This window comes from Enterococcus sp. AZ171 (genome assembly GCF_051714005.1).
GTDB classification, from domain to species: domain Bacteria; phylum Bacillota; class Bacilli; order Lactobacillales; family Enterococcaceae; genus Enterococcus_B; species Enterococcus_B pernyi.
Genome location: NZ_JBIORA010000001.1, coordinates 201026 through 224026, shown reverse-complemented (window position 1 = coordinate 224026; position 23001 = coordinate 201026). Strand labels below are relative to the sequence as shown.

The 23001-nt window shown below is 39.3% G+C and carries 17 protein-coding genes and 1 pseudogene; 5 read left to right on the top strand and 13 right to left on the bottom strand.

Features of this window, described 5'->3' with window-relative positions; all coding sequences use genetic code 11:
* Positions 1-122: 122 nt before the first annotated feature.
* Together yajC and tgt are read right to left on the bottom strand one after the other, a co-directional pair.
* On the bottom strand, positions 123-500 hold the full coding sequence (gene yajC / locus IGJ49_RS01075; protein ID WP_010736590.1) for a preprotein translocase subunit YajC: 378 nt from the start codon (positions 498-500) through the stop codon (positions 123-125).
* A gap of 93 nt (positions 501-593) precedes the next feature.
* Positions 594-1739 carry a tRNA guanosine(34) transglycosylase Tgt gene (tgt, locus tag IGJ49_RS01070; RefSeq protein ID WP_438722191.1) on the bottom strand — a complete coding sequence of 382 codons (1146 nt, stop codon included), beginning with the start codon at positions 1737-1739 and terminating at the stop codon, positions 594-596.
* Positions 1740-1945: 206 nt separating this feature from the next.
* Between tgt and IGJ49_RS01065 the strand changes: the two genes are divergently transcribed.
* Positions 1946-2638, top strand: a complete 693-nt coding sequence (locus tag IGJ49_RS01065; RefSeq protein WP_438722190.1) for a DUF975 family protein — start codon at positions 1946-1948, stop codon at positions 2636-2638.
* A gap of 64 nt (positions 2639-2702) precedes the next feature.
* On the opposite strand, the gene IGJ49_RS01060 is transcribed toward IGJ49_RS01065, so the two are convergent.
* Entirely contained in the window at positions 2703-5363 is a 2661-nt protein-coding gene (locus IGJ49_RS01060) for a calcium-translocating P-type ATPase, PMCA-type (RefSeq protein WP_010736593.1), read from the bottom strand.
* A 571-nt stretch (positions 5364-5934) separates the two neighbouring features.
* Entirely contained in the window at positions 5935-6966 is a 1032-nt protein-coding gene (gene queA, locus IGJ49_RS01055) for a tRNA preQ1(34) S-adenosylmethionine ribosyltransferase-isomerase QueA (RefSeq protein ID WP_438722189.1), read from the bottom strand.
* Between the two features lie 261 nt (positions 6967-7227).
* Here queA and IGJ49_RS01050 point away from each other — a divergent pair, with 261 nt between their 5' ends.
* The 4 genes from IGJ49_RS01050 to IGJ49_RS01035 are packed head-to-tail and all read left to right on the top strand — an operon-like array spanning position 7228 to position 10624.
* Positions 7228-8397, top strand: a complete 1170-nt coding sequence (locus tag IGJ49_RS01050; protein WP_023518953.1) for a betaine/proline/choline family ABC transporter ATP-binding protein — start codon at positions 7228-7230, stop codon at positions 8395-8397.
* 3 nt (positions 8398-8400) lie between these two features.
* Positions 8401-9042 (top strand): ABC transporter permease, encoded by a 642-nt coding sequence (locus IGJ49_RS01045; RefSeq protein ID WP_375152639.1) that lies wholly within the window; start codon positions 8401-8403, stop codon positions 9040-9042.
* On the top strand, positions 9039-9956 hold the full coding sequence (locus IGJ49_RS01040) for an osmoprotectant ABC transporter substrate-binding protein (RefSeq protein WP_023518952.1): 918 nt from the start codon (positions 9039-9041) through the stop codon (positions 9954-9956). The genes IGJ49_RS01045 and IGJ49_RS01040 overlap by 4 nt, the downstream gene beginning before the upstream one ends.
* Before the next feature lie 5 nt (positions 9957-9961).
* The gene (locus IGJ49_RS01035; RefSeq protein WP_062806264.1) at positions 9962-10624 is read left to right on the top strand and encodes an ABC transporter permease; all 663 of its coding nucleotides are present in this window, start codon (positions 9962-9964) and stop codon (positions 10622-10624) included.
* 318 nt (positions 10625-10942) lie between these two features.
* Here the strand turns inward: IGJ49_RS01035 and IGJ49_RS01030 are convergent, their stop codons facing one another.
* From IGJ49_RS01030 to IGJ49_RS00990, 9 genes and pseudogenes are all read right to left on the bottom strand, one after another.
* The gene (locus IGJ49_RS01030; protein WP_010736600.1) at positions 10943-11179 is read right to left on the bottom strand and encodes a type II toxin-antitoxin system PemK/MazF family toxin; all 237 of its coding nucleotides are present in this window, start codon (positions 11177-11179) and stop codon (positions 10943-10945) included.
* Positions 11179-11399, bottom strand: a pseudogene (mazE, locus tag IGJ49_RS01025) (type II toxin-antitoxin system PemI/MazE family antitoxin). Before mazE ends, IGJ49_RS01030 begins: the two are co-directional and overlap by 1 nt.
* 164 nt (positions 11400-11563) lie before the next feature.
* Positions 11564-13387 (bottom strand): APC family permease, encoded by a 1824-nt coding sequence (locus IGJ49_RS01020; protein WP_010736602.1) that lies wholly within the window; start codon positions 13385-13387, stop codon positions 11564-11566.
* A gap of 300 nt (positions 13388-13687) precedes the next feature.
* Positions 13688-16393 carry a YhgE/Pip family protein gene (locus tag IGJ49_RS01015; RefSeq protein ID WP_438722188.1) on the bottom strand — a complete coding sequence of 902 codons (2706 nt, stop codon included), beginning with the start codon at positions 16391-16393 and terminating at the stop codon, positions 13688-13690.
* Between the two features lie 649 nt (positions 16394-17042).
* Positions 17043-17405 carry a type II toxin-antitoxin system PemK/MazF family toxin gene (locus IGJ49_RS01010; protein WP_019722700.1) on the bottom strand — a complete coding sequence of 121 codons (363 nt, stop codon included), beginning with the start codon at positions 17403-17405 and terminating at the stop codon, positions 17043-17045.
* 10 nt (positions 17406-17415) lie between these two features.
* Positions 17416-18534, bottom strand: coding sequence for an alanine racemase (gene alr, locus IGJ49_RS01005; RefSeq protein WP_010736605.1), 1119 nt, complete (start codon positions 18532-18534; stop codon positions 17416-17418).
* 15 nt (positions 18535-18549) lie between these two features.
* Entirely contained in the window at positions 18550-18900 is a 351-nt protein-coding gene (gene acpS, locus IGJ49_RS01000) for a holo-ACP synthase (protein WP_010736606.1), read from the bottom strand.
* Between the two features lie 709 nt (positions 18901-19609).
* Positions 19610-21145 carry a degradosome RNA helicase CshA gene (gene cshA, locus IGJ49_RS00995; protein WP_010734353.1) on the bottom strand — a complete coding sequence of 512 codons (1536 nt, stop codon included), beginning with the start codon at positions 21143-21145 and terminating at the stop codon, positions 19610-19612.
* 316 nt (positions 21146-21461) lie between these two features.
* Complete coding sequence (locus IGJ49_RS00990; protein WP_062805855.1) at positions 21462-22814, bottom strand: UDP-N-acetylmuramoyl-tripeptide--D-alanyl-D-alanine ligase; 1353 nt, start codon at positions 22812-22814, stop codon at positions 21462-21464.
* Positions 22815-23001 lie beyond the last annotated feature (187 nt).

Genomic DNA, 23001 nt, shown 5'->3' with positions numbered 1-23001 from the left:
TCACACAAAAAAGACTGATCGCCTTCTTATCTCTATACGAGATAGGAATGACGACAGTCTTTTTGATAAAGAATGATCGAACTCCGTATACATTTAGCCCACGCGTGGCAAACAACCGGTGTCTATAATTCTTTTTCTTCTTTTTTCTCTTCAGGTGTTTCTGGAACTTCAACAGTTTCAATTACTTCTGGTTCTGTCGGTTCTTCTACTGGTGCGATTGGTGTGCTTGTCATCGCGCCTGTACCTGGTTTTACCGTTTTGATGGCTGCTCGATCGTATTCTAAAAAGATCCCTTCGCAGTCTAAAACAACTGTACGATTTGTCTCGTCGATTTCTGAGACTACGCCATGAAGTCCACCGATCGTGACTACTTCATCGCCAGCTTTCATACTATCAAGCAAGTTTTGACGTTCTTGTTGTTGTTTCTTTTGTGTACGTGACATAAAGAACCACATCCCTAATAGGGCAACGAACATCACTAACATTGGTAATGAACCCATTTTTTTCACCTCACTAACTAAATATCTACACTAAACACTTTAGCAGAAAAAGGCGCTAGAAACTAGTTTTTTAACTAAATTTCACAAATCCTGCTAGAAACTTTTTGCGTTTTCTTTATTGAACCCATACTCTTCGAAAAAGGCTGCACGAAACTCTAATAAGTTATCATCCATAATCGCTTGTCGAACTTGTTTCATCAAGTTTAATAAGAAGTATAGATTGTGATAAGACGTTAAACGGATGCCAAATGTTTCATCACATTTGATCAAGTGACGAATATATGCTCTCGTATAATTTTTACAAGTATAGCAATCACATTTTTCATCGATTGGACGGAAGTCCCGGGCATATTGCGCATTTTTTACGACTAATCGTCCTCGCGATGTCATACATGTTCCGTTACGAGCGATTCGGGTTGGTAGAACACAGTCGAACATATCGACTCCACGAATCACGCCATCAATCAATGAATCCGCAGCTCCTACCCCCATCAAATAACGTGGCTTATGATCTGGGATCAATGGCGTCGTAAATTCTAAGACACGGTTCATCTCAGCTTTTGGTTCACCGACAGATAAACCTCCGATGGAATACCCAGGGAAATCCATACTGATTAAGTCTTTCGCACTTTGTTTACGTAAATCTTCAAAACCAGCTCCTTGGATGATACCAAATAATCCTTGACGATCTGGATTCGCATGAGCTTTCAATCCACGTTCTGCCCAACGAGAAGTTCGTTCAACTGATTTTTTCACATAATCATAGCTCTCATCAAATGGAGGACATTCATCAAAACTCATCATGATATCAGAACCTAATTTATTTTGGATGTTGATGGCTTTTTCAGGAGACAAGAACATTTTTGAGCCGTTCAAGTGGTTTTTGAAATGCACACCTTCTTCAACGATGTTACGCATATCACTTAATGAGAAGACTTGAAATCCACCAGAATCAGTTAAAATCGGCTGGTCCCAATTCATAAATTTATGCAAGCCACCTGCTTCTTCGACCAAATCTTCTCCAGGACGAAGCCATAAATGATAGGTATTACTCAAAATCACGCCTGCACCCATTTCTTTTAGTTCTTCCGGCGACATAGTTTTAACGGTAGCTAGTGTACCCACAGGCATAAACATCGGCGTTGGAAAAGTTCCATGGGGAGTAATCAATTCACCAAGGCGGGCGCCTGTATGTTTTTCTTTTTTTATTAAACGATAACGAATGGCAGGTTCTGTCATTCAATTCCCTACTTTCTTTTATAGAATCGCGTTTGCAACTCCCACCATCATAATCTTTTCAACTACTTTTTGCAAGAGCTTCTCTTTTTTTATAGTTCTTTTTAACCTGCTTTTTTTGCGAACCTTTCAATAATGAAAGAGTAATCCCTGAGCTAATTCGGCCCTTCTTTGATATACTAAGGGTATCAAAAAAAGGAGTGAAGTGTATGGTATCTTCTGGGGAACTAAAAAAACAAGCAAAAGATAGCTTAAAGGGACGCTGGGGGCAAGCAATTTTGTTGAATCTGATTCCAACATTGATCACAATTGCTATTATTCTTATTTTAGCTTTGCCTACCGCTTTACTGATTGCATCGATGCAAGACAGTAGTTCAATACAAGAAATGGTGAATGGCTCAAGTAGCAGTAGTTCAGGTGGAGGGATCGTTTCTACGATCATCAGTGCATTATTCATGAGTGGGATTTCTTGGACCTATTTAGACATTATCCGTGGGAAACGAACAACGATCGAACCATTCAAAGATGCTTTCCGAGGTTTTTCAGGCGTATTCTTCGGTGGCGTTCTATTGTTAGCAATAGTGACAACAATTTTCACTACGTTATGGGCATTGCTTTTAGTCATTCCTGGGATCATCAAAGGGTATGCCTATTCTCAAAGTTATTTCATTTACTATGATGTCGTAACAGAAACAGGTGAAAAACCAAAAATCCTTGATACGATTACAGCAAGCCGTAAATTGATGGATGGCTACAAAGGAAAATTATTCTGGTTAGACTTATCGTTTATCGGATGGCACATCTTAGCAATTGCCACAGTCGGTATCGGTTATCTATGGTTGAATCCATACATCACTGCAACTAAAGCTGCTTTTTACGAACAATTACCAAAACAAGTTTAATCAGCTTTTTCACCATAATAAAAAGGATTGGAAAATCTCCAATCCTTTTTTGGTGTTTATTTTTTTACATTTCAGATTCTGGTGCTTCTACTGTCTCTTCCTCATCTGGCAATTGGTGGAACTTGATCAATTCATTGACCCCAATCGGTATGAGCGACAAGATTCCTACTAAGAACCAATGATTCAAACTAATATGAACTAACCCAAATAATTCTTGCGTGAATGGTAATAAAGCGACTGCTGACGTGATAAGAAGGGAAAGAATCGCCATTTCCACTAACGATTTATTCGTTGCTAAGTTCACTTTGAAAATCGATTGACTACTACGAACATTAAAGACATGAATGATCGAAGAGTAAGCCAATACTAGAAATGCAACGGTTTGGCCAACTTCTTGACTAGCATCAACCCAAGGGCTGATCGTATCGACGAAGCTTCCTAAGTAGTAACCAAATAAAGTGACTACCGTAAATATTCCTGCATTGATGGCAATTTTCTTCATTAGACCACGAGCGAAAATTCCTTCATTTTTAGGAATTGGTGCTTCATTCATGATCCCTTCCTCTGCTGGTTCTCTTCCTAGAGCGAAACCAGGTAGTCCATCAGCAACAACGTTTACGAACAACAGTTGAACGGCTGTAAATGGTGCCCCCCAACCAACTAACATCGCAATCAATACGATAAAAATCTCAGAGATATTACAGCTTAATAAGAAGTTGATCGCTTTTCGAATATTTTGATAAACGGAACGTCCTTGGCTAACTGCATCTACGATCGTAGCGAAGTTGTCATCGGTCAAAATCATGTCAGCGGCACTTTGCGCTACATCTGTACCGGTGATCCCCATCGCACATCCAACGTCACTCGCTTTCAATGCTGGCGCATCGTTCACACCATCACCTGTCATTGCGACCACAGCACCTGTTCGTTGCCATGATTTGACGATTCGGATTTTATCTTCTGGGGTTACGCGAGCATAAACGGATAAATCTTTTACTCGATCATCCAACTCTTCATCAGATAACGCACGGAGTTCCGCACCTGAAAGAGCTTCGTTACTATTGGTCAAAATTCCCAATTCTTTGGCAATCGCACTGGCAGTGACGACATGATCCCCAGTGATCATCACTGTTTTGATACCAGCTTTTTTCGCACGCTTGATAGCACCTTTACTTTCAGGACGCGGCGGATCGATCATACCGATCAAGCCAATCAAACGTAGATCTTTTTCTAAAGCTTCTGAAGTGATTTCTTGTGGTTTTTCGTCATACGTTCGATAACCTACTGCAATTACACGTAAGGCACGTTTCCCAAAACGGTCGTTGACCACTTCTGCTTGTTCAACGTCTCCAGACGTAAATTTTGGTGCTAAGACATCAAATGCGCCTTTAGTGATAGAGATATACTTATCACCCATTTTATGGACAGTCGTCATCATTTTTCGATCAGAGTCGAATGGAAGTTCGTCAACCCTTGGGTATTTTTCTTCTAATTCTTCTTTTGTATGATAGTTTTCCTCAACTGCACGTACAATTGCTGCTTCCGTTGGATTACCTTTGACGATCAATTCATCGTCCTCTTTTTCAACCGTCACATCTGTACATAATGCAGCCATTTTTAAAATTTCCATCGCGCTATTTGTCATTGAATCTTCGACATCTGTTACCTCATCTTCTTTACTCCACACACGACGTACGCGCATCCGGTTTTGTGTCAGTGTACCGGTTTTATCCGAACAGATGACATTCGCAGTACCGAGCGTTTCAACAGCTGGCAGCTGACGAATAATCGCATGTTTTTTCGCCATTTTCTGTACACCATAAGCAAGTGTCAATGTAACGATAACAGTTAATGTTTCTGGTACTGCGGCAACAGCTAAGGAAATCGAAGTCATGAACATTTCAAGTAACGGTTCCCCTTGAAGTTCACCAATCAAAAAGACTAAGGCAGCAGCTGCTAATGCAATCACACTGATTCGCTTCCCTAATTGATTCAAACGGACTTGTAGTGGTGTTTTCTGCATTGTATGGTCATTTAATAATCCGGCGATTTTTCCCATTTCGGTCTGCATACCAATCGCTGTGACGATCGCTTTCCCACGACCAGCAGCAACGGTACAACCTTTAAAGACCATGTTCAATTGGTCACCGAGAGAGTCATCTTCTTGACTTATGTAACCTGCGTCTTTTTCGACAGCCTCACTTTCACCGGTTAGAGCTGATTCTTCTACACGTAATTGTGATGTTTCAACTAAGCGAGCATCCGCAGCAATCGCTGATCCTGCTTCTAATACCAGCACATCCCCGACAACTAGATTCTCAGCATCTACTTTTTCTACTTTACCATCTCTGAGGACCGTAGCGGTTTGTTTATTCATATCTTGTAGGGATTCTAATGCTTTTTCTGCATTTCCTTCTTGAACAATCGCTAGAACTGAATTGATGATAACAATCGCAATGATCAAGAGTCCTTCGAACAGGTCTCCATGTTCAGTTGCAAATGCGGTGTAAAATGAAATGACTGCGGCAACTAACAAAACAATCGTGGTGAAATCTGAAAGACTTCGTATAAATTTTTTGAAGAGTGATTCTTTGGGGGCTTCTTCGAATTGATTTTTGCCTTGTTTTTGACTTCTTTCTTTTGCTTCAGTCATCGACAAGCCTTGATCTATATCTACTTTTGTTTCTTCTGCTATTTCTTCTATTGTTTTTTTGTAACTATCCATCCTATACCTCCTTTAAAAATCATACGTTATGTATAACGCACTATTTTAGTATAACATCATTTTTTTAATTAATTCAACTATATCGCATATATACATATGAAGAGAAATATTTTAAAATAATCAATACATATCAATTGCAAACGCTACCAAAACGTGGTATGATTTAACCATAAGGAAGGAGGAAAAGACAAATAGATAGAAGAATTTCTCGATAGAGTAGTATAAGCAAACAAAGTTGTTAGAAGTACAAGTTTCACCTTAACGAGCATGTGAAGTAACCATTATAAATAGCGAATGCGTATGATTGTTTGAAACGAAAATCGTTCAAAAAAAGAAGTAGTGGGATACGTAACAATTAAATAACATGAACATCTGAAAATTGAATAGGAACAAGAGATGATTCAACTGTTGAAGATGTAAAGAAAACAAGATTTTTTGTTTATCAAGAAGAAATTCAACACCGTACTTTGCATGTTCTATGGAAAGTTACACTAATTCTATTTATTTGTTTCCTTCCGAAGCACAAAAGCCCCGACTAATCGAGAGTCGGGGTCTTTTTTATCTTAAAAAGTTACTTTACAAACATCGCATCTCCAAAACTGAAGAAACGGTAACGTTCATCGATGGCATGTTGATAAACTGATAATGTTAATTCTCTACCAGCAAACGCACTGACTAGCATCACTAAAGTGGATTTTGGCAAATGGAAATTCGTAGAAAAAGCTTCAACTACTTTGAACTCATACCCTGGCGTAATAAAGATATCAGTCCAACCACTATCTGCTTTGATCTCCCCATCAAATTTCGTACCAATCGTTTCTAATGTGCGGATTGAAGTCGTTCCTACTGCCACGATTTTCCCGCCATTTTGGCGAACTTGATTCAAACGAGTAGCAGCTTCTTCGGTCAAACGATAAAATTCACTGTGCATTTCATGCTCTTCGATTTTATCGACACTCACTGGACGGAAGGTTCCTAGACCGACATGCAGTGTCAAATACACAAGCTCCACGCCTTTTGCTTTGATTTCATCTAATAATTCTGTCGTGAAATGTAAGCCAGCAGTTGGTGCAGCTGCTGAGCCATTCTCTTCTGCATAGACAGTTTGATAGCGATCTGGATCTTCTAAACGTTCTTTGATATAAGGCGGTAACGGCATTTCGCCAAGCGCTTCTAGATTCTCTAAGAAAATCCCCTCATAGGCAAACTCAATGATTCGTCCACCATGATCCAGCTCTTCTTTCACAACTGCTTTTAAACGGCCGTCACCAAAAATGATCTCTGTCCCTACTTTGGCACGTTTGGCTGGTTTGATCAGTGTCTCCCACGTGTCACCTTCTGTATTGGTCAAAAGCAATACTTCTAAGTGGGCACCCGTCTCTACTTTTTCACCGTATAAGCGCGCAGGCAATACGCGTGTATTATTCATCACTAACGCATCACCAGGATTTAATTCCTCAATGATTTCATGGAAATGTTTATCCATCATCCCACCTGTCTTACGGTCAACTACAAGTAATCGGGAATGATCCCGGTCTTTTAATGGTGTTTGGGCAATCAGTTCTTCGGGTAACTCAAAATCGAAATCTTCTGTTGTTAACATATCGTCACTCACTTTCTCTGTTTGGCCCTTTTATTTTACCATTTTATGCCGACAATGCCAAAAAGCAAAAATCTTATCCTTCCATTCATTTATGATTGGTTGCGTTATCTTTTCAGCTATATTTTATTTATAATTTCAAAAAACGCCTACTAGTCTAGTTATTTGTATAGTAAATAAATCATCAAATTTGTATTCCTTAGTTATTTTAGGCATACTATTATAAGAACATTCTTTATGGAAAAGAAAAGAAGAGGTGCAATGATGATCGAATTTCAGAATGTATCAAAAATTTATAAAGGTGGAAAAGTCGCGGTCGAGAACGTCAATATTTCTTTTGAAAAAGGCGAATTCATCTGTTTTATCGGTACAAGTGGTAGCGGAAAAACCACTACGATGCGAATGCTTAACCGCATGACGGACCCGACAGAAGGTCAGATTTTGATTGATGGAAAGTCGATCCAAGAAATCAATCCCGTTGAACTCCGACGACAAATCGGCTATGTGATTCAAAGTATCGGTTTGATGCCTCACATGACGATCCGGGAAAATATCACTCTTGTCCAAAAATTATTGAAGGTCAGCCAAGAAGAACGGAACAAAACAGCAGATAAAATGATCGACCTGGTGGAACTTCCTCGTGAAATGCTTGATCGTTACCCACATGAATTATCTGGTGGTCAACAGCAGCGTATCGGTGTCGTTCGCGCGTTAGCGGCGAATCAAGACATCATTTTGATGGATGAACCTTTTGGAGCATTAGACCCTATCACAAGAGATTCCTTACAAGATTTAGTCAAGGATCTGCAAGAACGTCTAGGAAAAACCATCGTCTTCGTGACACATGATATGGATGAAGCAATCAAATTATCCAGTCGTATCGCGATCATGAGTGAAGGTAGAGTCATTCAATTTGATACGCCACAAAATATTTTACGCCACCCTGCCAATGAATTTGTCGAAGAATTGATCGGTGAAGATCGCTTACTTCAAGCCAAACCAGATACCACAAAAGTAGGCGAAGTCATGCTGAACCAAGCCATCACGATCACGCCAGAAAAATCATTGCAAGAAGCCATCAAATTGATGCGTGAAAAACGCGTCGATACGCTTTTAGTGACGGATAATTCAAATACCTTAAAAGGATTTATCGATGTTGAAACAATCGATAAGAAACGTGGAAAAGTCTCGAGTGTTGGCGATATCTTGAACAAGGATGTTTTTTATGTAAAACAATCTGCTTATTTACGTGATACCTTACAACGAATCTTAAAACGTGGTTTAAAATATGTGCCAGTAGTTGATGAACAAAATAAAGTCGTTGGTATTTTAACTCGAGCCTCTCTTGTCGACATCGTCTATGACGTGATCTGGGGCGAAGAACCATCGCTTACTGATGCAATTGGTACGCCATCTGAAACAAAGGAGGTTTAACCAATGGCCGAATTTTTTCAACAACATGGCGCTGAGATCCTCTCAAAAAGTTTCGAACATCTCTATATTTCAGCAATTGCATTGGTCATCGGGATTGCCGTTGCTGTTCCTTTAGGTGTTCTTTTGACGCGTTTTCCTAAAGTCGCAACGATTGTTATTGGACTGACCAGTGCGTTACAAACAGTCCCTTCTCTTGCCCTATTAGCACTTATGATTCCTTTATTCGGTGTCGGTAAATTGCCTGCAATCATTGCCCTATTTATCTATTCCCTTTTACCTATTTTAAGAAATACCTATATTGGGATGAAAAATGTGGATTGGAATTACCGCGATGTCGCAAAAGGCATGGGAATGACAAATATCCAATCGATTTTTTCTGTCGAATTGCCGATCGCTATGCCGACGATCATGGCAGGTATCCGGTTAGCAGCAGTCTATGTGATTGCATGGGCAACCCTCGCCTCTTACATCGGCGCAGGCGGGCTAGGCGATTTGATTTTTAGCGGTTTGAATAATTATCAACCCGATTTGATTTTCGCTGGAACGATCCCTGTAACGATCTTAGCATTGCTTGCAGATTTCTTATTAGGACTATTGGAGAATCGGTTAACTCCGATCGCATTGAGGGAGGAGAATGACGAATGAAACGAATCAGAAATAGTGTCGTTCTCGTATTGACCGTCTTATTACTTGCAAGTTGCTCCTTCCCAGGATTGGCAAGTAATACTGATGAAGATACGATTTCTATCACCGGTGGGATCACTTCTGAAGCTCAGATCATTGCCAGTATCGTTGCTGGGATGGTTGAACACTATACGGAAAAAAATACGACGATCATCAATAACTTAGCAACGACGACGATCAATCATCAAGCAATGATGAACGGCGACGCGTCTATTTCTGCCGCTCGCTATACAGGGACGGATTTGACTACTACCCTTAATTTACCGCCTGAGAAAGATCCTGAAAAAGCATTTGATATCGTAAAACGTGAATTTGAAAAAAGGTATGATCAAACCTGGTTTCCTTCTTATGGGTTCGAGAACACCTACGTTTTTCTTGTTCGCAAAGATACTGCGGAAAAATACAATTTAAAGAAAGTCAGTGACCTGAAAAATGTCGCCGATGAACTTGTCGCTGGAGTGGATACTTCCTGGATCAATCGTAAAGGAGATGGCTATGACGGCTTCAAAGAAACATATGGCTTTTCATTTGATTCCATCTTGCCTATGCAGATCGGTCTAGTCTATGACGCTGTAGAAGCTGGGAGAATGGATATCGTTTTAGGTTATTCGACAGACGGACGTATTGCTAGTTATGATCTAGTCATGCTAGAAGATGACTTGAGTTTTTTCCCACCTTATGACGCTGCACCGGTTGTAGATAATCAACTATTAAAAGATACGCCGGGTTTAGCAGAAGCATTAACAAAATTAAGTAATACGATCAGCACTGAAAAAATGCAACAATTGAACTATGAAGCAGACAATAATTTGGTTGAGCCTTCTGTCGTCGCAGAACGCTTTTTAAAAGAAAACCAATACTTTGGAGGGGAGTGACGATGATGGAAAACATGAATTGGCTTGAACAATTTATTTATTATTTTCAAGAGAATGGTACGTATGTCTTTTCACAGTTCCTACGTCACTTTCTCATTTCGATCTATGGCGTACTTTTTGCAGCAATCGTCGGTATCCCCGTTGGTATTCTCATTTCACGAAAACGTAAGTTAGCCAATTGGGTGATCCGTTTTACAAATATCATCCAAACGATTCCTTCTTTAGCGATGGTTTCGATTTTGATGATTGGTTTAGGTTTAGGGGTCAATGTCGTGATCGTCACGGTGTTCTTGTATTCGCTATTGCCGATCATCAAGAACACGTACACTGGGATGATCCAAGTCGACAAAAATATCCTTGATGTCGGTAAAGGGATGGGGATGACAGCCAGCCAACGTCTCTTTATGGTAGAACTACCGCTATCTGTGTCAGTCATTATGGCAGGCATTAGAAATGCTTTAGTCGTTGCCATCGGGATCACCGCCATCGGTGCCTTCGTCGGAGCTGGCGGACTAGGAGACATCATCATTCGTGGGACAAATGCCACAGATGGTACGTCGATCATCTTAGCCGGAGCCTTGCCAACAGCCTTCATGGCAATCATCACCGACTGGGTCTTGGGGATCATCGAACGCCGTTTAGACCCTGCGGCAAAGCATTCAAGATGACGAACATAGAGAATCCATATTGAACCCAATGGATTTCTATTTTTAAATAGTTGAAAACACCACCAGTTCAAGAAATAAATTCTTGATTTGGTGGTGTTTTTTTATTTGAAATTCAGATAGATAGTCATTGACTGAATCTTCTGGTATGTACAGTTCTACATAAACTATAAATAAATGAGTTGCTACTCACTCTGACAATAATGACGAAAAATCAAACACCATATCAATGATTTGCGCCACTTCACCTAATTCAGCCAGAGTGGCTTTCTCTACGAAGCGTATATTTCTCTGCTTTTCCATAAAATCAAATGTTTTGATTTAAAAAGGATTGATATATCCTTGTAGTTTATGCCTCTTATCTAATGCAATATGGTTTTTATATTTCGTATCAGTAATTGGACAAACCGCACACATTCCTGTTACTGCATTATAATGGTTCGCACTGACAACAATTGCAGGTCTTCTTTTTTTAATCTCTCTACCTATACTGGGATTGAAATTAATAATCACAAAATCGCCTTGTTTAGGCGTATAGCCATTAATAGTATATGCCATTAAATAATTTCCTTTCCTACCAGTGAATCCTCAGGAAAACCAGCACTTGCATCAATTGTTTTATCATTTTCAAATGCTTCATCAAAAATATTTTTTTCTTTTTTATAAACGTGATTGTATCGTCTTCTCCCTTAACAGCACTATACTCAACATTTTCTTCTATGCCAAATTTAGTAGGTACAGTTAAAACAATCGCATTACCTTGTTTCCTAGTCTTCATAATCTTCGCCCTCCATTCTATCTATTATCATCATAATATAAATACAACGTGAATACATTTTTCGTAAAATTGAATACCCAACCCAATTTCATGTAACTATAAAAAAACCTTAGAACACCAAAGTGCTGTTCTAAGGTCAAAAATTGTTACTCGCTATCATGTAATTATTTTTTCAAATGATAACTATACGTACTTACGACGATATTTTCACGCCAAGAAAGACGTAAACGCAATCTCAGACTCGTCTGATTATGCAAGATATTCTGCCATCTGCGATTTGGTACAAACTGTGGAATCAATACGGTCGTCGTATAATTTTGTTTTGCAGCATTCTTGCTGACTATGTCCACATAACGCAAAATCGGATTTTGAATCGACCGATAAGAAGAATGGACGATTGAAAGACGAACATCTGGAAAATGCTTTTTAAATTCTGCTTGGATCTCTTTTTCCTTTTCGATATCCTCATCTAATGAAACGTGCATAGCAACAACATAATCACCAATCGAACGCGCATAATTCAACGCTCCGGTATTTACCCGCGTAACGTTCCCTACAAGTACCAAAACCGTATTTCCTTCATACTCGTGTAAGTTTACTTCGTCTTCTAATCGAAGTTGTTCTGCTACTTTTTTATAATGATCATGAATTTTATAGAAGACGAACATGACGATTGGCATGATGATGAAGAACGGCCAAATATCCCCTAAGCGGTAAACAAATAAAATTGCAATGATGGCATAAGAGATAAATGCACCCGTAATATTCGCAATTGATTTCGTCCACCACTTTTTGCCTTCTTTTTTCCATTTGATGACCATTCCTGTTTGCGATAATGCAAAGGGGATAAATACACCAATGGAATACAATGGAATCAATCGTTCAGTAGAGCCATTGAAAATAAACAATAGCACAATCGACCCTAATGCAAGCGTGATGATCCCATTTGAGTACCCTAAACGATCACCACGATCTTGGTACATATGAGGCATGAATTTATCTTTTGCTAAGTTATAGGCTAATACTGGAAAGGCAGAAAACCCTGTATTTGCTGCCACTGCCAAAATCAAAGCTGTCGCAAATTGCAAGATATAATACAAGATCCCATGTCCAAAAACAGCTTGTCCGATTTGGGAAAGAACAGTTACTTCTTTTTCAGGAACGATTCCATACCAATAGTTGATAAACGTGATCCCTACAAAAAAGAATCCTAAGATCAATGCCATCATCGTCAAGGTCATCGCTGCGTTTTTCGCCCGTGGCTTTTTGAAGAACGGTACTGCATTACTGATTGCCTCTACACCAGTCAATGAAGAAGAACCAGAAGAAAAAGCCCGTAAGATCAATGCGACGGAAACCCCAGGGACAACTGCACCAGGCAATGCTGTTGCTTGTAATGGTACTGCCCCAGTCACAATATTAAACAAACCAACGACAATCAATAAGGAGATGACGAGAATAAATGTATAGACTGGGAATAGTAAAAACGAAGCTGACTCTCTCAGTCCACGTAAGTTCAACATCATCAACAAGAGGACGATAGTCACTGAAATCGCTACTTGATGCCCATATAGAGCTGGTATAGCAGAAGTAATCGCCTCTGCACCGGCTGAGACGGAAACCGCAACAGTCAGCATATAATCGATCAATAAAGACCCGCCCGAAATCAGTCCAGCATTTTTACCGAGGTTCTCACTACTAACAACGTAAGCTCCACCCCCGTGTGGATATGCGTGAATGATCTGCCGATAAGAAAGAGTTAATGAAATCAATAAAATAATAACAAATGCAGCAATTGGCAATGAATACCAGATCGCAGCAGCAGACAACGCCACTAATACCACAACGATTTGTTCTGTTCCGTACGCAATCGATGACAACGCATCGGAAGATAGTAGTGCTAACGCAGCAAACCTTGTTAATTTATGCTCGTCGTTTTCCGCCGACTTCAACGGCTTCCCTACTAACAACCTTTTTAAGTAATCCAATTTCTATGCTCCTTTACACACCTTTTCCCCTACGAATTACAGGTGTCATTTTTTATAGTAAACAAGATGTTATAGTACGCCCTTGACCTTTAAATGTCAACAAAATTCGGGAAAAATATCGATAGAAAATCCCCATATTTTTTTAATTCATTTTTAGAGTGATTTCCATAATTAAACCACTTGCTTTCTCTGGTATAGAAAAAAGACGAGCTTAGGAAAATAACGTTATCCTAAACTCGTCTTCACTTAAAAACTGAGACTTCAAACCTTTACGAGAAACGAATAGATGGCATCACGTTTCTAGTGGAAGATTCGACTTTCATGCGCAGCTTCTTTGAATTTCTTCATTTTTTCACTTACAAATGGATAGGATACTGTACCAACGATTCCTACGACAATAAATATGCCGACTAATATCAAAATCGCATGTAGCGCATTTGGCCAATAGATACCACCAGCTGATTCACGTAAGAGGTTGACTGCATGAGTAAATGGCAAGAAAGGATTGATCATTTGGAAAAATTTCCCTGAAACTTGAATTGGATAGTTCCCACCACCACCAGATATGGACAAGACAAGAATAATGATGGCTATCCCTTTGCCGACATTGTCAAACAGTGCTGCTAAAACATAGACGATCATCATAAATGACAAAGCAATCAAAACAGCAAACAGTACACTGTAAACTGGATTCACTACATACACACCAAGCAAGAACATGTTCCCTAAAGTAACGATCAAGCTTTGAGCGATCGCCATCGTCAAGAAGGTCAACATGCGGGCGCCAAACTGTTCCCGTTTTGTATAGTTTTTACGCGCTTTTTTATCTAAATAATAATCTGTTGTAGCGACACTTGAAAGTAAGACCGCACCTACCCACAAACATAGCGCAGTATAGAACGGTGTACTTGCTGATCCATTATTAGGGATTGGATACAACGAATTAGTTTGCAGTTCCACAGGCATCGTAAAGAATTCACTTTCCTTTGTCGCATCTAATTTCAAGAGTTTGATGACTTCCCCAAGATCAACCTCTTCTTCTCCTTTACGGATCGTGTCTGCGGCTTTTTGGATACCAGCTTTGATGTTTGGCCAGTCGTTCGTGATCAAGTCTGCCGCAGCATTCACTGCTGTTTCGACTTCTGGCATTTTATCGTTGACGGTGGTCATTGTGGTATTGATTTCATTTTTGATCGTTGGCCAATCATTTTGGATAAAATCAGCAGCTAAACCAAGTTTCTCTTCTAATACAGGTAAGTCGTTATTGTATAGGTCAGCTCCCTTATTGATTCCATTTACGATCGTTTCCATATTACCATTTAGCATCGTATTTGCATCATGGACCTCTTGACCGATTGCAGGCATTTCTTTTTGATATTTCTCTAAGATCGCCACCGCATTTGTCACGGTTGCTTTGGTTGAATTTAATAGCGAATCAAAGTCGATTTGATCTGCTTTACTCATCGCACCTTGCGCCGTACTGATCGTATCGATCACTTGAGTCAAGATTGATTCAACGGTGGTGCTGACTTCATTTACATTGATACTACTGATCAATCTGTTGACAGAATTAGCAGCAGCTTGTACTTCTTCTAAAAGGCTAGTAACTTGAGAAACATCTCCTGCTTGAACAGCTTCATTTAATCGTGTTAAACGATTTTGTAAATCAGTTAATACTGGTTTAACACTCTTCAATGTATCAATAATAGGTTGTAGTTTTGTATTACCAGCGTTGGCTTGTAAATCTTCCAAAAATGAAATCAACTTGTCAGTTGCTTGTTGTTGTTCATTAATACTGTTGATAAAATTAGTTAACAAGTTATTGATATTCGTTTTTTCATCATCTGTCAATTGCCCATCTTTGACAGCATTTTCGATTGTTTTCGCTAATGAACCTGTTGTGGTCGCTACTTGCCCAATCGAATCTAACGTCGTCTTCACGCTTGTCGTGATACCTGGTACTGCTTCTTTTAATTGTTCAGCGCCCGTTTTGGTATCCTCTGCGAGATTCTTCGCTTGTGATTCTAAATTTTTCACATCAGGTAAAATGTCTTGGACTTGTTGGATGATGGTCAATCCTTGTTTTGCTTCCTCGATTCCTTGATTCATCGTTTCTTCGATTGATGAAAAATCGTTGTCGATTTCAGCAATTTGTCGTCCAGCATCTTGGATCTCCGGGATTTTTTGTTGAAGGTCAAGAATGATTTTGGCTTGTTCCTTTAATTCTGGCATTTTATCGTTCAATTCAACGACCTTTTGTCCCATCTCATCCACTTCTGGGAGATAATCAACAAATTCATTTGCTTTCGCTAATTTGTCTTTGATATCTGGTAGTTGTTTTTGTAGATCAAGTACTTGTTGGGTATAGCCATCGATCGTATCTAAGTTTTCATCTGTTGATAAAATCATTGATTTTACTTTATTGATACTTACCAGATTTGTATCGATATCGTACCCAATTTCATTAAAGACTTTTAGTAAAGTTTCGCTCGCCGTCCGAATAAATTCACTGGAGATTTGTGATTGGATCGTAGATGCACCTTTATCTGTGATTTTTGGTGCAATGGCATTGATTTTTTCATTGACTGTATATTCAATTTCCGGCTTTTTGATATCACCACTCGTAAAGCTTAATAAATCCTCCGAGAAATTCTCTGGCAAATAGATACCAGCATAATACTCCCCAGACCGTACACCGTCTTCTAATTCTTTTTTAGAGTCAACAAACTGCCAACCTAAATCTTTATTTTCATGTAATGATTTCAGTACTTCTTTTCCGATGGCAACGTCTTGTCCTTCAAACTCAGCCGGCTTGTCTGCACTATAAACAGCAATCGGTAATTCCCCTGTATTGCCATAAGGGTCCCATAATGCTTTGATATTGAACCAAGCATATAATGAAGGAATGATCATAATTGCGATGATCAAGAGAGTCGCAACAGGATTTTTAAAAATTCGTTTCCAATCAAGTAAATATAAGTTTATTGTATTTTTTATTGATTTCATATTCATCACCTTTTTTTGTTTCAGCTGCATCACTTTATCATGAAAACCATACGATTTTCAATCCTATTTTCAATCCAGCAACTAATTTTTTGACAGTTAAATCAAACTGTCCGAATGTTGTCATCTTTTGCTTAATAAATAATTAATCTTCTTTTATCCACTAGTCCACTATCAAATGTAGCATCCCGATAAATTTTTTATGTGTAGTCAAATAAATCTGTTATAAAAAGCTTACCATAGTTTCTAAAAAAATGTCTAAATTGGTTACTCATAAAATTATAATCTTATTTTCAATATATATATTGTTATTTTATAAACCATATCTTCCGATAGAACTGGAAAATCCGGCAAAACTGAACCACACAAACAAAAAAAGGCACGACAGCCAGAGGTCGGGATCAAAATGTTTAGCTTCGAGAAATAAGGCACCATCCACGAAAATTATTTTTCAAATTTTTGTGGATGGCGCCTTATTTTCGAAGAGGTTACTTCTGTTCCCGCCGTTTATTCGGTTTTAGGTGGTGCGATAGGACGAATGTCCCAGACCATTGAAGTTCCTCTTTTTTGTTGTTGCCAAGCGCTGAATCGCGCAATGATTGACTAAACACACGGTGCTATTTTTTATGTATAAGCGTGCTGTTTTTGTCTTTTATTTTGACACTGGGACAAGCGCTTCGATACCAACACTGATTTTTAATGCACGATCGACATCTAACATGATCGATCGTTCCAAATGACAGACTTTTTCTTTTAATCTGGACTTATCAATCGTTCTGATTTGTTCAAGTAAAATGACTGAGTCTCTTTCGATCCCTGTTCCGGTCGCTTTGATTCCTATATGTGTGGGCAATTTAGGTTTCGCCATTTTCGCAGTAATTGCTGCTACGATGACCGTTGGACTAAAATGATTACCTAAATTGTTCTGAATCACTAAGACCGGTCTTGTCCCACCTTGTTCTGATCCTACCACCGGAGAAAGATCAGCAAAATAAATATCTCCTCTTTTTACCATACGCCTCTCCTCACTCTTGATATTCTCTAGGTATGCGGGGCCCTAGCACACATGCGACTTCGTAATGGATCGTACCCAATTGATCTGCTACATCTTGCATTGTGATTTTAGCCTGTTGATTTTCCCCAATCAACGTCACTTTAGTTCCTACTGGCATTTGATAGGGCAGACGGATCATCAATTGATCCATGCATACACGACCAATGATCTCACAATAATTCCCCTCCACTAATAATGAGAAACCTTGCATTTTCCGTAACCAACCATCTGCGTAACCGATTGGTACAGTTCCGATCCATTCTGAAGCTGAAGTCGTATAGGTTTTTCCATAACCTACACCTTCTCCTGCTGGCAACTCTTTCACTTGGATCAATTCAGATACAAGTTCAAGCGCTGGTTGTAGGGGATACACTTCCGCTAACGCGTGACCGGATGGATTCAAGCCATACATTGCTACCCCATAGCGGATCATATTGCCTGTAGCTTTTTCGTGCCATAATGCAGTAGCACTATTACTGCTGTGGACATATCTTGGTAAAGTAGGTAGACTTTCGATGATCTCACTGAATTTTTGGTTCTGCTGTTCCCAATAGGTGGTATCTGCTTGATCTGCTGTAGAAAAATGAGTATAGATCCCTTCCCATTCTAAATTGGGACTATCCTGGATGATTTCCACTGCCTCATTCACTTCTGCACTATTGAGAAAGCCAATTCTTCCCATTCCGGTATCGACTTTCAAATGCAATTTCAATAAATATTCTAGATGTCGTTCTGCTATATAAGTAGCCGCAGCTTCCAACCATTCTTTTATTCCCGCAGTAATAGATAGATCGTGGATGACTGCAAGTGTCAACGCATCGATCGGAACCATATTCAATACAAGAATAGGTTGTGTGAAACCTGCCTCTCTCAGCTCGATTCCCTCATCTAAAGTAGCTACGCAAAAACCAGAAGCTCCACCTTTTTTTGCAGCTTCTGCTGTTTCGATTGCTCCATGACCGTAACCATCTGCTTTGACAACAGCAAACAATTCTTTCCCATTCAATCGAGCTATTTCATTTGCTACATTTTCTGTAATTGCCTGTTTATGTACAATTGCTTTTGTCGGACGATGCCAAGCAATAACCATTGTTCTTCCTTCTTTCTAGTCTTCTAAAATAATCTGTGCAAAAGCTAACTCGTCTGTATGTGTGATGCTGACCCAGACTGCTCCTTCATGTGGAGATTTCGTTACAATTGGTTGTCCTGATCCATTTTTTAAAATTTCGATCTCTTGAAAGGTAACTTTACCGATCCCTGTTCCCCAAGCCTTTGAAAAAGCTTCTTTACATGCATAACGACCGCCTAAAAACTCAACCTGACGATGAAATGGCAGCAAACGAAACATTTCGATTTCACTTGGTGTCAGTACACGATCAATAAAGTTTTGCTTTTCTTTAATGATCTTAGCAATCCTCGACAGTTCAACTGCATCAATCCCAATCCCTTTTATCATACACGATTCTCTTTTCAAAAAATTTTAGAACACTCTAATTCTACCAAATTTTAGACAATTTACCACCAATAAGTCTAGAAATAACAAAAATGAAAGTTGTTTCCTAGTGAAAACCCACTTCTTCATTTTCTCCAATAAAAAACCATTGAGAATTGATTGATAAAAATCTCTGATGCAAAGAAAACAGTTCAAGTCACTTCATTTCTTTTTTTACGAACGTTTTTCAAAAAAATAAGACTTACAATTCGAAAAACAGCTGATATATAAATCATTTTCCGCCTTGTTTGTTTATAAAATCATTTTATTGGTATTAATTCTAATTTACCATGGATCACGCATAAAAAAAGAAATTATTTTTACTTAATAAACAAAAAAAACAAAAATTTGTTGCTATATCCTAAAAAAGCTAAATATTTTATTTTTTTAAATAACATTTTTATTAAAGTTATCTAAATTACCTACTAAAAAGAGGAACTACGTTAAATTTATACTTAATACTCTTAGACTTCCCATTATTAGTAGGTTTTTACCCTATGATCTCTACTTCTTTATGTAATGAAAGAGAGAGTATGTTTGTTTTTTTCATTATCTATCATTGCCAAATAAACAATACAAAATAAGCCCGCCAAGGCCAAAAATAGGTAAGCTATTTTTGGATCTGACGGGCTTATTCGGATGGTCCTTCTAAGACCACCACTTTACATGTGGATTAGTCGTTGTTCGTGCGGATCACGAAACCACGTTTTTTGTCGTTTGTGCGTTTTCCACCATTGTCTTTTTGTTTGTTATGGTTTTTGCTGTAGCTACCGCTACCTTTTGAATTTTTGTTGCCACGGTAGTTGCCATTATCACGACGATTACGGTTGTTTCCGCCGCCACTTCCGCCACCACGTTTACCATTTTTGTTGTAGCCTTTTTTCTGCATAGGCAATGGACGTTCTGGTGTGATTTTTACTGGTGTTGCATCGGATGGATCTTTGGCTATTGTTTTCAACAATAAAGCGACTAAATCTTGAGCAGAGTATTCTTCCAATAATTTATCCGCAGTTTGCAGATATTTATCTAAGCCATTCTCTTCAAGTTTTTCTTCGATTTGTTCAATAGCAGCGCCTAGTTGTCCTTTGAATGCTTCTTTTTCAGTCGGTGGACGTAAAGTTGTCATACGTTTTTTCGTTAAGTTTTCAATAACATGTAAGTAACCCATTTCGTTTGGTGTAACGAAAGTTACTGACATACCACCTTTACCTGCACGACCAGTACGACCGATACGGTGAACATAGCTTTCTGGGTCTTGTGGGATATCATAGTTGTATACATGAGTAACTCCTGAGATATCTAAACCACGTGCAGCTACGTCTGTAGCAACTAAAATATCTAAATGACCACTCTTGAATGAACGTAATACGCTCATACGTTTTTGTTGGGAAAGGTCGCCATGGATACCTTCTGCACGATAGCCACGAGCTTCTAAGCCACGAGCTAATTCATCTACACGACGTTTTGTACGTCCGAAGACGATCGTTAATTCTGGTGATTGTACATCGAGCAAGCGAGTCATCACATCGAATTTTTCGTATTCTTTTGCGCGTACATAGTATTGATCGATCAAATCAGCAGTCATTTCTTTGGTTTTGATTTTCACGTGTGTTGGATCTTTCATGAATTTCACACCGATGTTTTTGATTGCTGGTGGCATTGTTGCTGAGAACAATAGTGTTTGACGTTGGTCTGGTACTTTAGAGATAATACTTTCAATATCTTCTAAGAAGCCCATGTTCAACATTTCGTCTGCTTCATCTAATACTAATGTTTCAACTGTTCCAAGTTTCAATGTGTGACGGTTGATATGGTCTAACATACGACCCGGTGTACCAACGACGATATGTGGACGGTCTTTCAATCCACGGATTTGGCGACCGATATCGGCGCCACCATAGACAGCTTGGACACGGACACGTTTGTCACGTCCTAAACGATAAAGTTCTTCTTGTGTTTGGATCGCTAATTCACGTGTTGGTGCAATAACCAATCCTTGTAGTTCTTGACGATTTGCATCGATTTTCTCTAACATCGGTAAGCCAAACGCAGCAGTTTTACCTGTTCCTGTTTGTGCTTGTCCAATCACATCTTTGCCTTCCAAGGCTAGTGGGATCGTTTCTGATTGGATCGGTGTTGCTTCTTCAAATCCTGCACGTTCTACTGATTTTAATAATTCTGGTGATAATTCTAGTTCTTTAAATTTCAAATGAATCCTCCTATATGGTTGTTAACTGAGGATGTAGCTATAGTTTGCTACCCCGTCTTTTGTTCGGTCAAAGTGTCTGTTGCTTTTTTGACAGTGGCCACGCACGTTTCCCATCCATTCTTAGCCCCTGTGGCACCACCGAAAAATCACTTTGCGAAGTTTAGGCATTAGAAAAGCCAAACGGGTCGCGTTCAGCTTTATCATTGTTATGACATCTGGCTTTCGCATTTCATCATCAAGCCAGTCCAATTTCTCTTCATCTTTCGGCAATAGGTTATTCTAGCATAATTTATTGTTTTCTGCAAGTTTACAGTTTTTATTTCATTTCTTGTAGTCGTTCGACCACTTCAATCAAGCCCATACTATTACTACCTTTTAGTACAATCGTGTCATCTGGCTGGATCTCAGCAATCACCGCTGCAATCAATTGCTCTTTATTTTCTTCGGTATAATAAACCGGCAAATCAGGATATTTCTGAGCCAAAGCATCTTTTAACGCCTGCATTTCTTTTCCATACAAAAAGATCATCGAGAAGATGTCTGAAGAAATATGTTCACTCATTGAAGCATGCATGAGAGGCGAGTCTACTCCTAGCTCCAACATATCGGCTAAAACGGCAAGTTTTCGTCCCGCTGCTGGGAGGCTTGCTACAGTATCTAAGACTAATCCCATGGCTGTAGGATTGGCATTATAAACATCACTTAAGATCGCTGCCCCATTTCCAGCAGTCAGCCATTCTGTTCGATTTTGTGTCACTGAGACAGTTGCTAGACCTCGTCGGATTTCCGACAGAGACAACCCGAAAAACTGCCCGATCGCATAAGCAATCAGCGCGTTCGTCACATTATACTTACCAGGTAAAGGGATCGTGAATGATTCGCCTTCAACGATAAATGTCGTTTGTTGCTTTTCTTCGATGATTTGTTGTGCAGAAATATCGCCTTGTTCGATTCCAAACGTCTTGATTTTTTGAGACAATGGAGCAACCAACGGTTCTAACAATGGTTCATTATTCGGTACGATCAATAATCCGTCTGGTAGCAACCCGTCAGCAATTTCCATTTTTGCTTTGGCGATACCTTCTCGTGACCCTAAATTCTCGATATGAGCCTCACCGATCATCGTGATTGCTGCAACTTTTGGTTGTGCCAGCAACGAGAGTTCCGTAATTTCATTGGCATGATCCATTCCCATTTCTAAAACGATTTTTTCAGTATCCTGAGGCATATGCAAGATCGTATAAGGCATGCCAATATTATTATTGTAATTTCCTTGTGTTTTATAAGTTTTATATCCTTGCGCTAAGACAGAAGCTGTTAGATCCTTTGTGGTCGTCTTCCCATTACTACCGGTAACAGCCACTACATCCGCCCCAACTTTTTTTAAATAATACTGCGCCAACTCTTGCATTGCTTTTAAAGGATCAGAAACTGGTATGATCTCGATCCCCTCTGGTGCCTTTTCGGCTGCCCAACTCCAAAAAGAAGCAACTGCCCCATTTGCGATAGCTTGTTCAATAAATTCATGCCCATCTCTTGTGCCAGCTAAAGGAACGAACAAATCGCCTTCTTTGATTTTGCGGCTATCAAATTCTACTCCTGTGATTGATTGGGTTGACTCATGATGACTGCCAACTGCTTGAGCAATTTCTTGTATTGTTATGTTCATCCATTCTCTGTCCTTTCGATTTAGACCAGTAGTCCTATAGGAATAGGAACAAAAAAGGTGGTGAAAATCGCCAATACTGATAGCGTCGAATAGTAAAAATCTTTCGCTTTCAATCAGTACCAGATGATCATCCACAACCTTTATTTTGCTATACATACTACTTCGACACATTCATACTTGTGCTGAT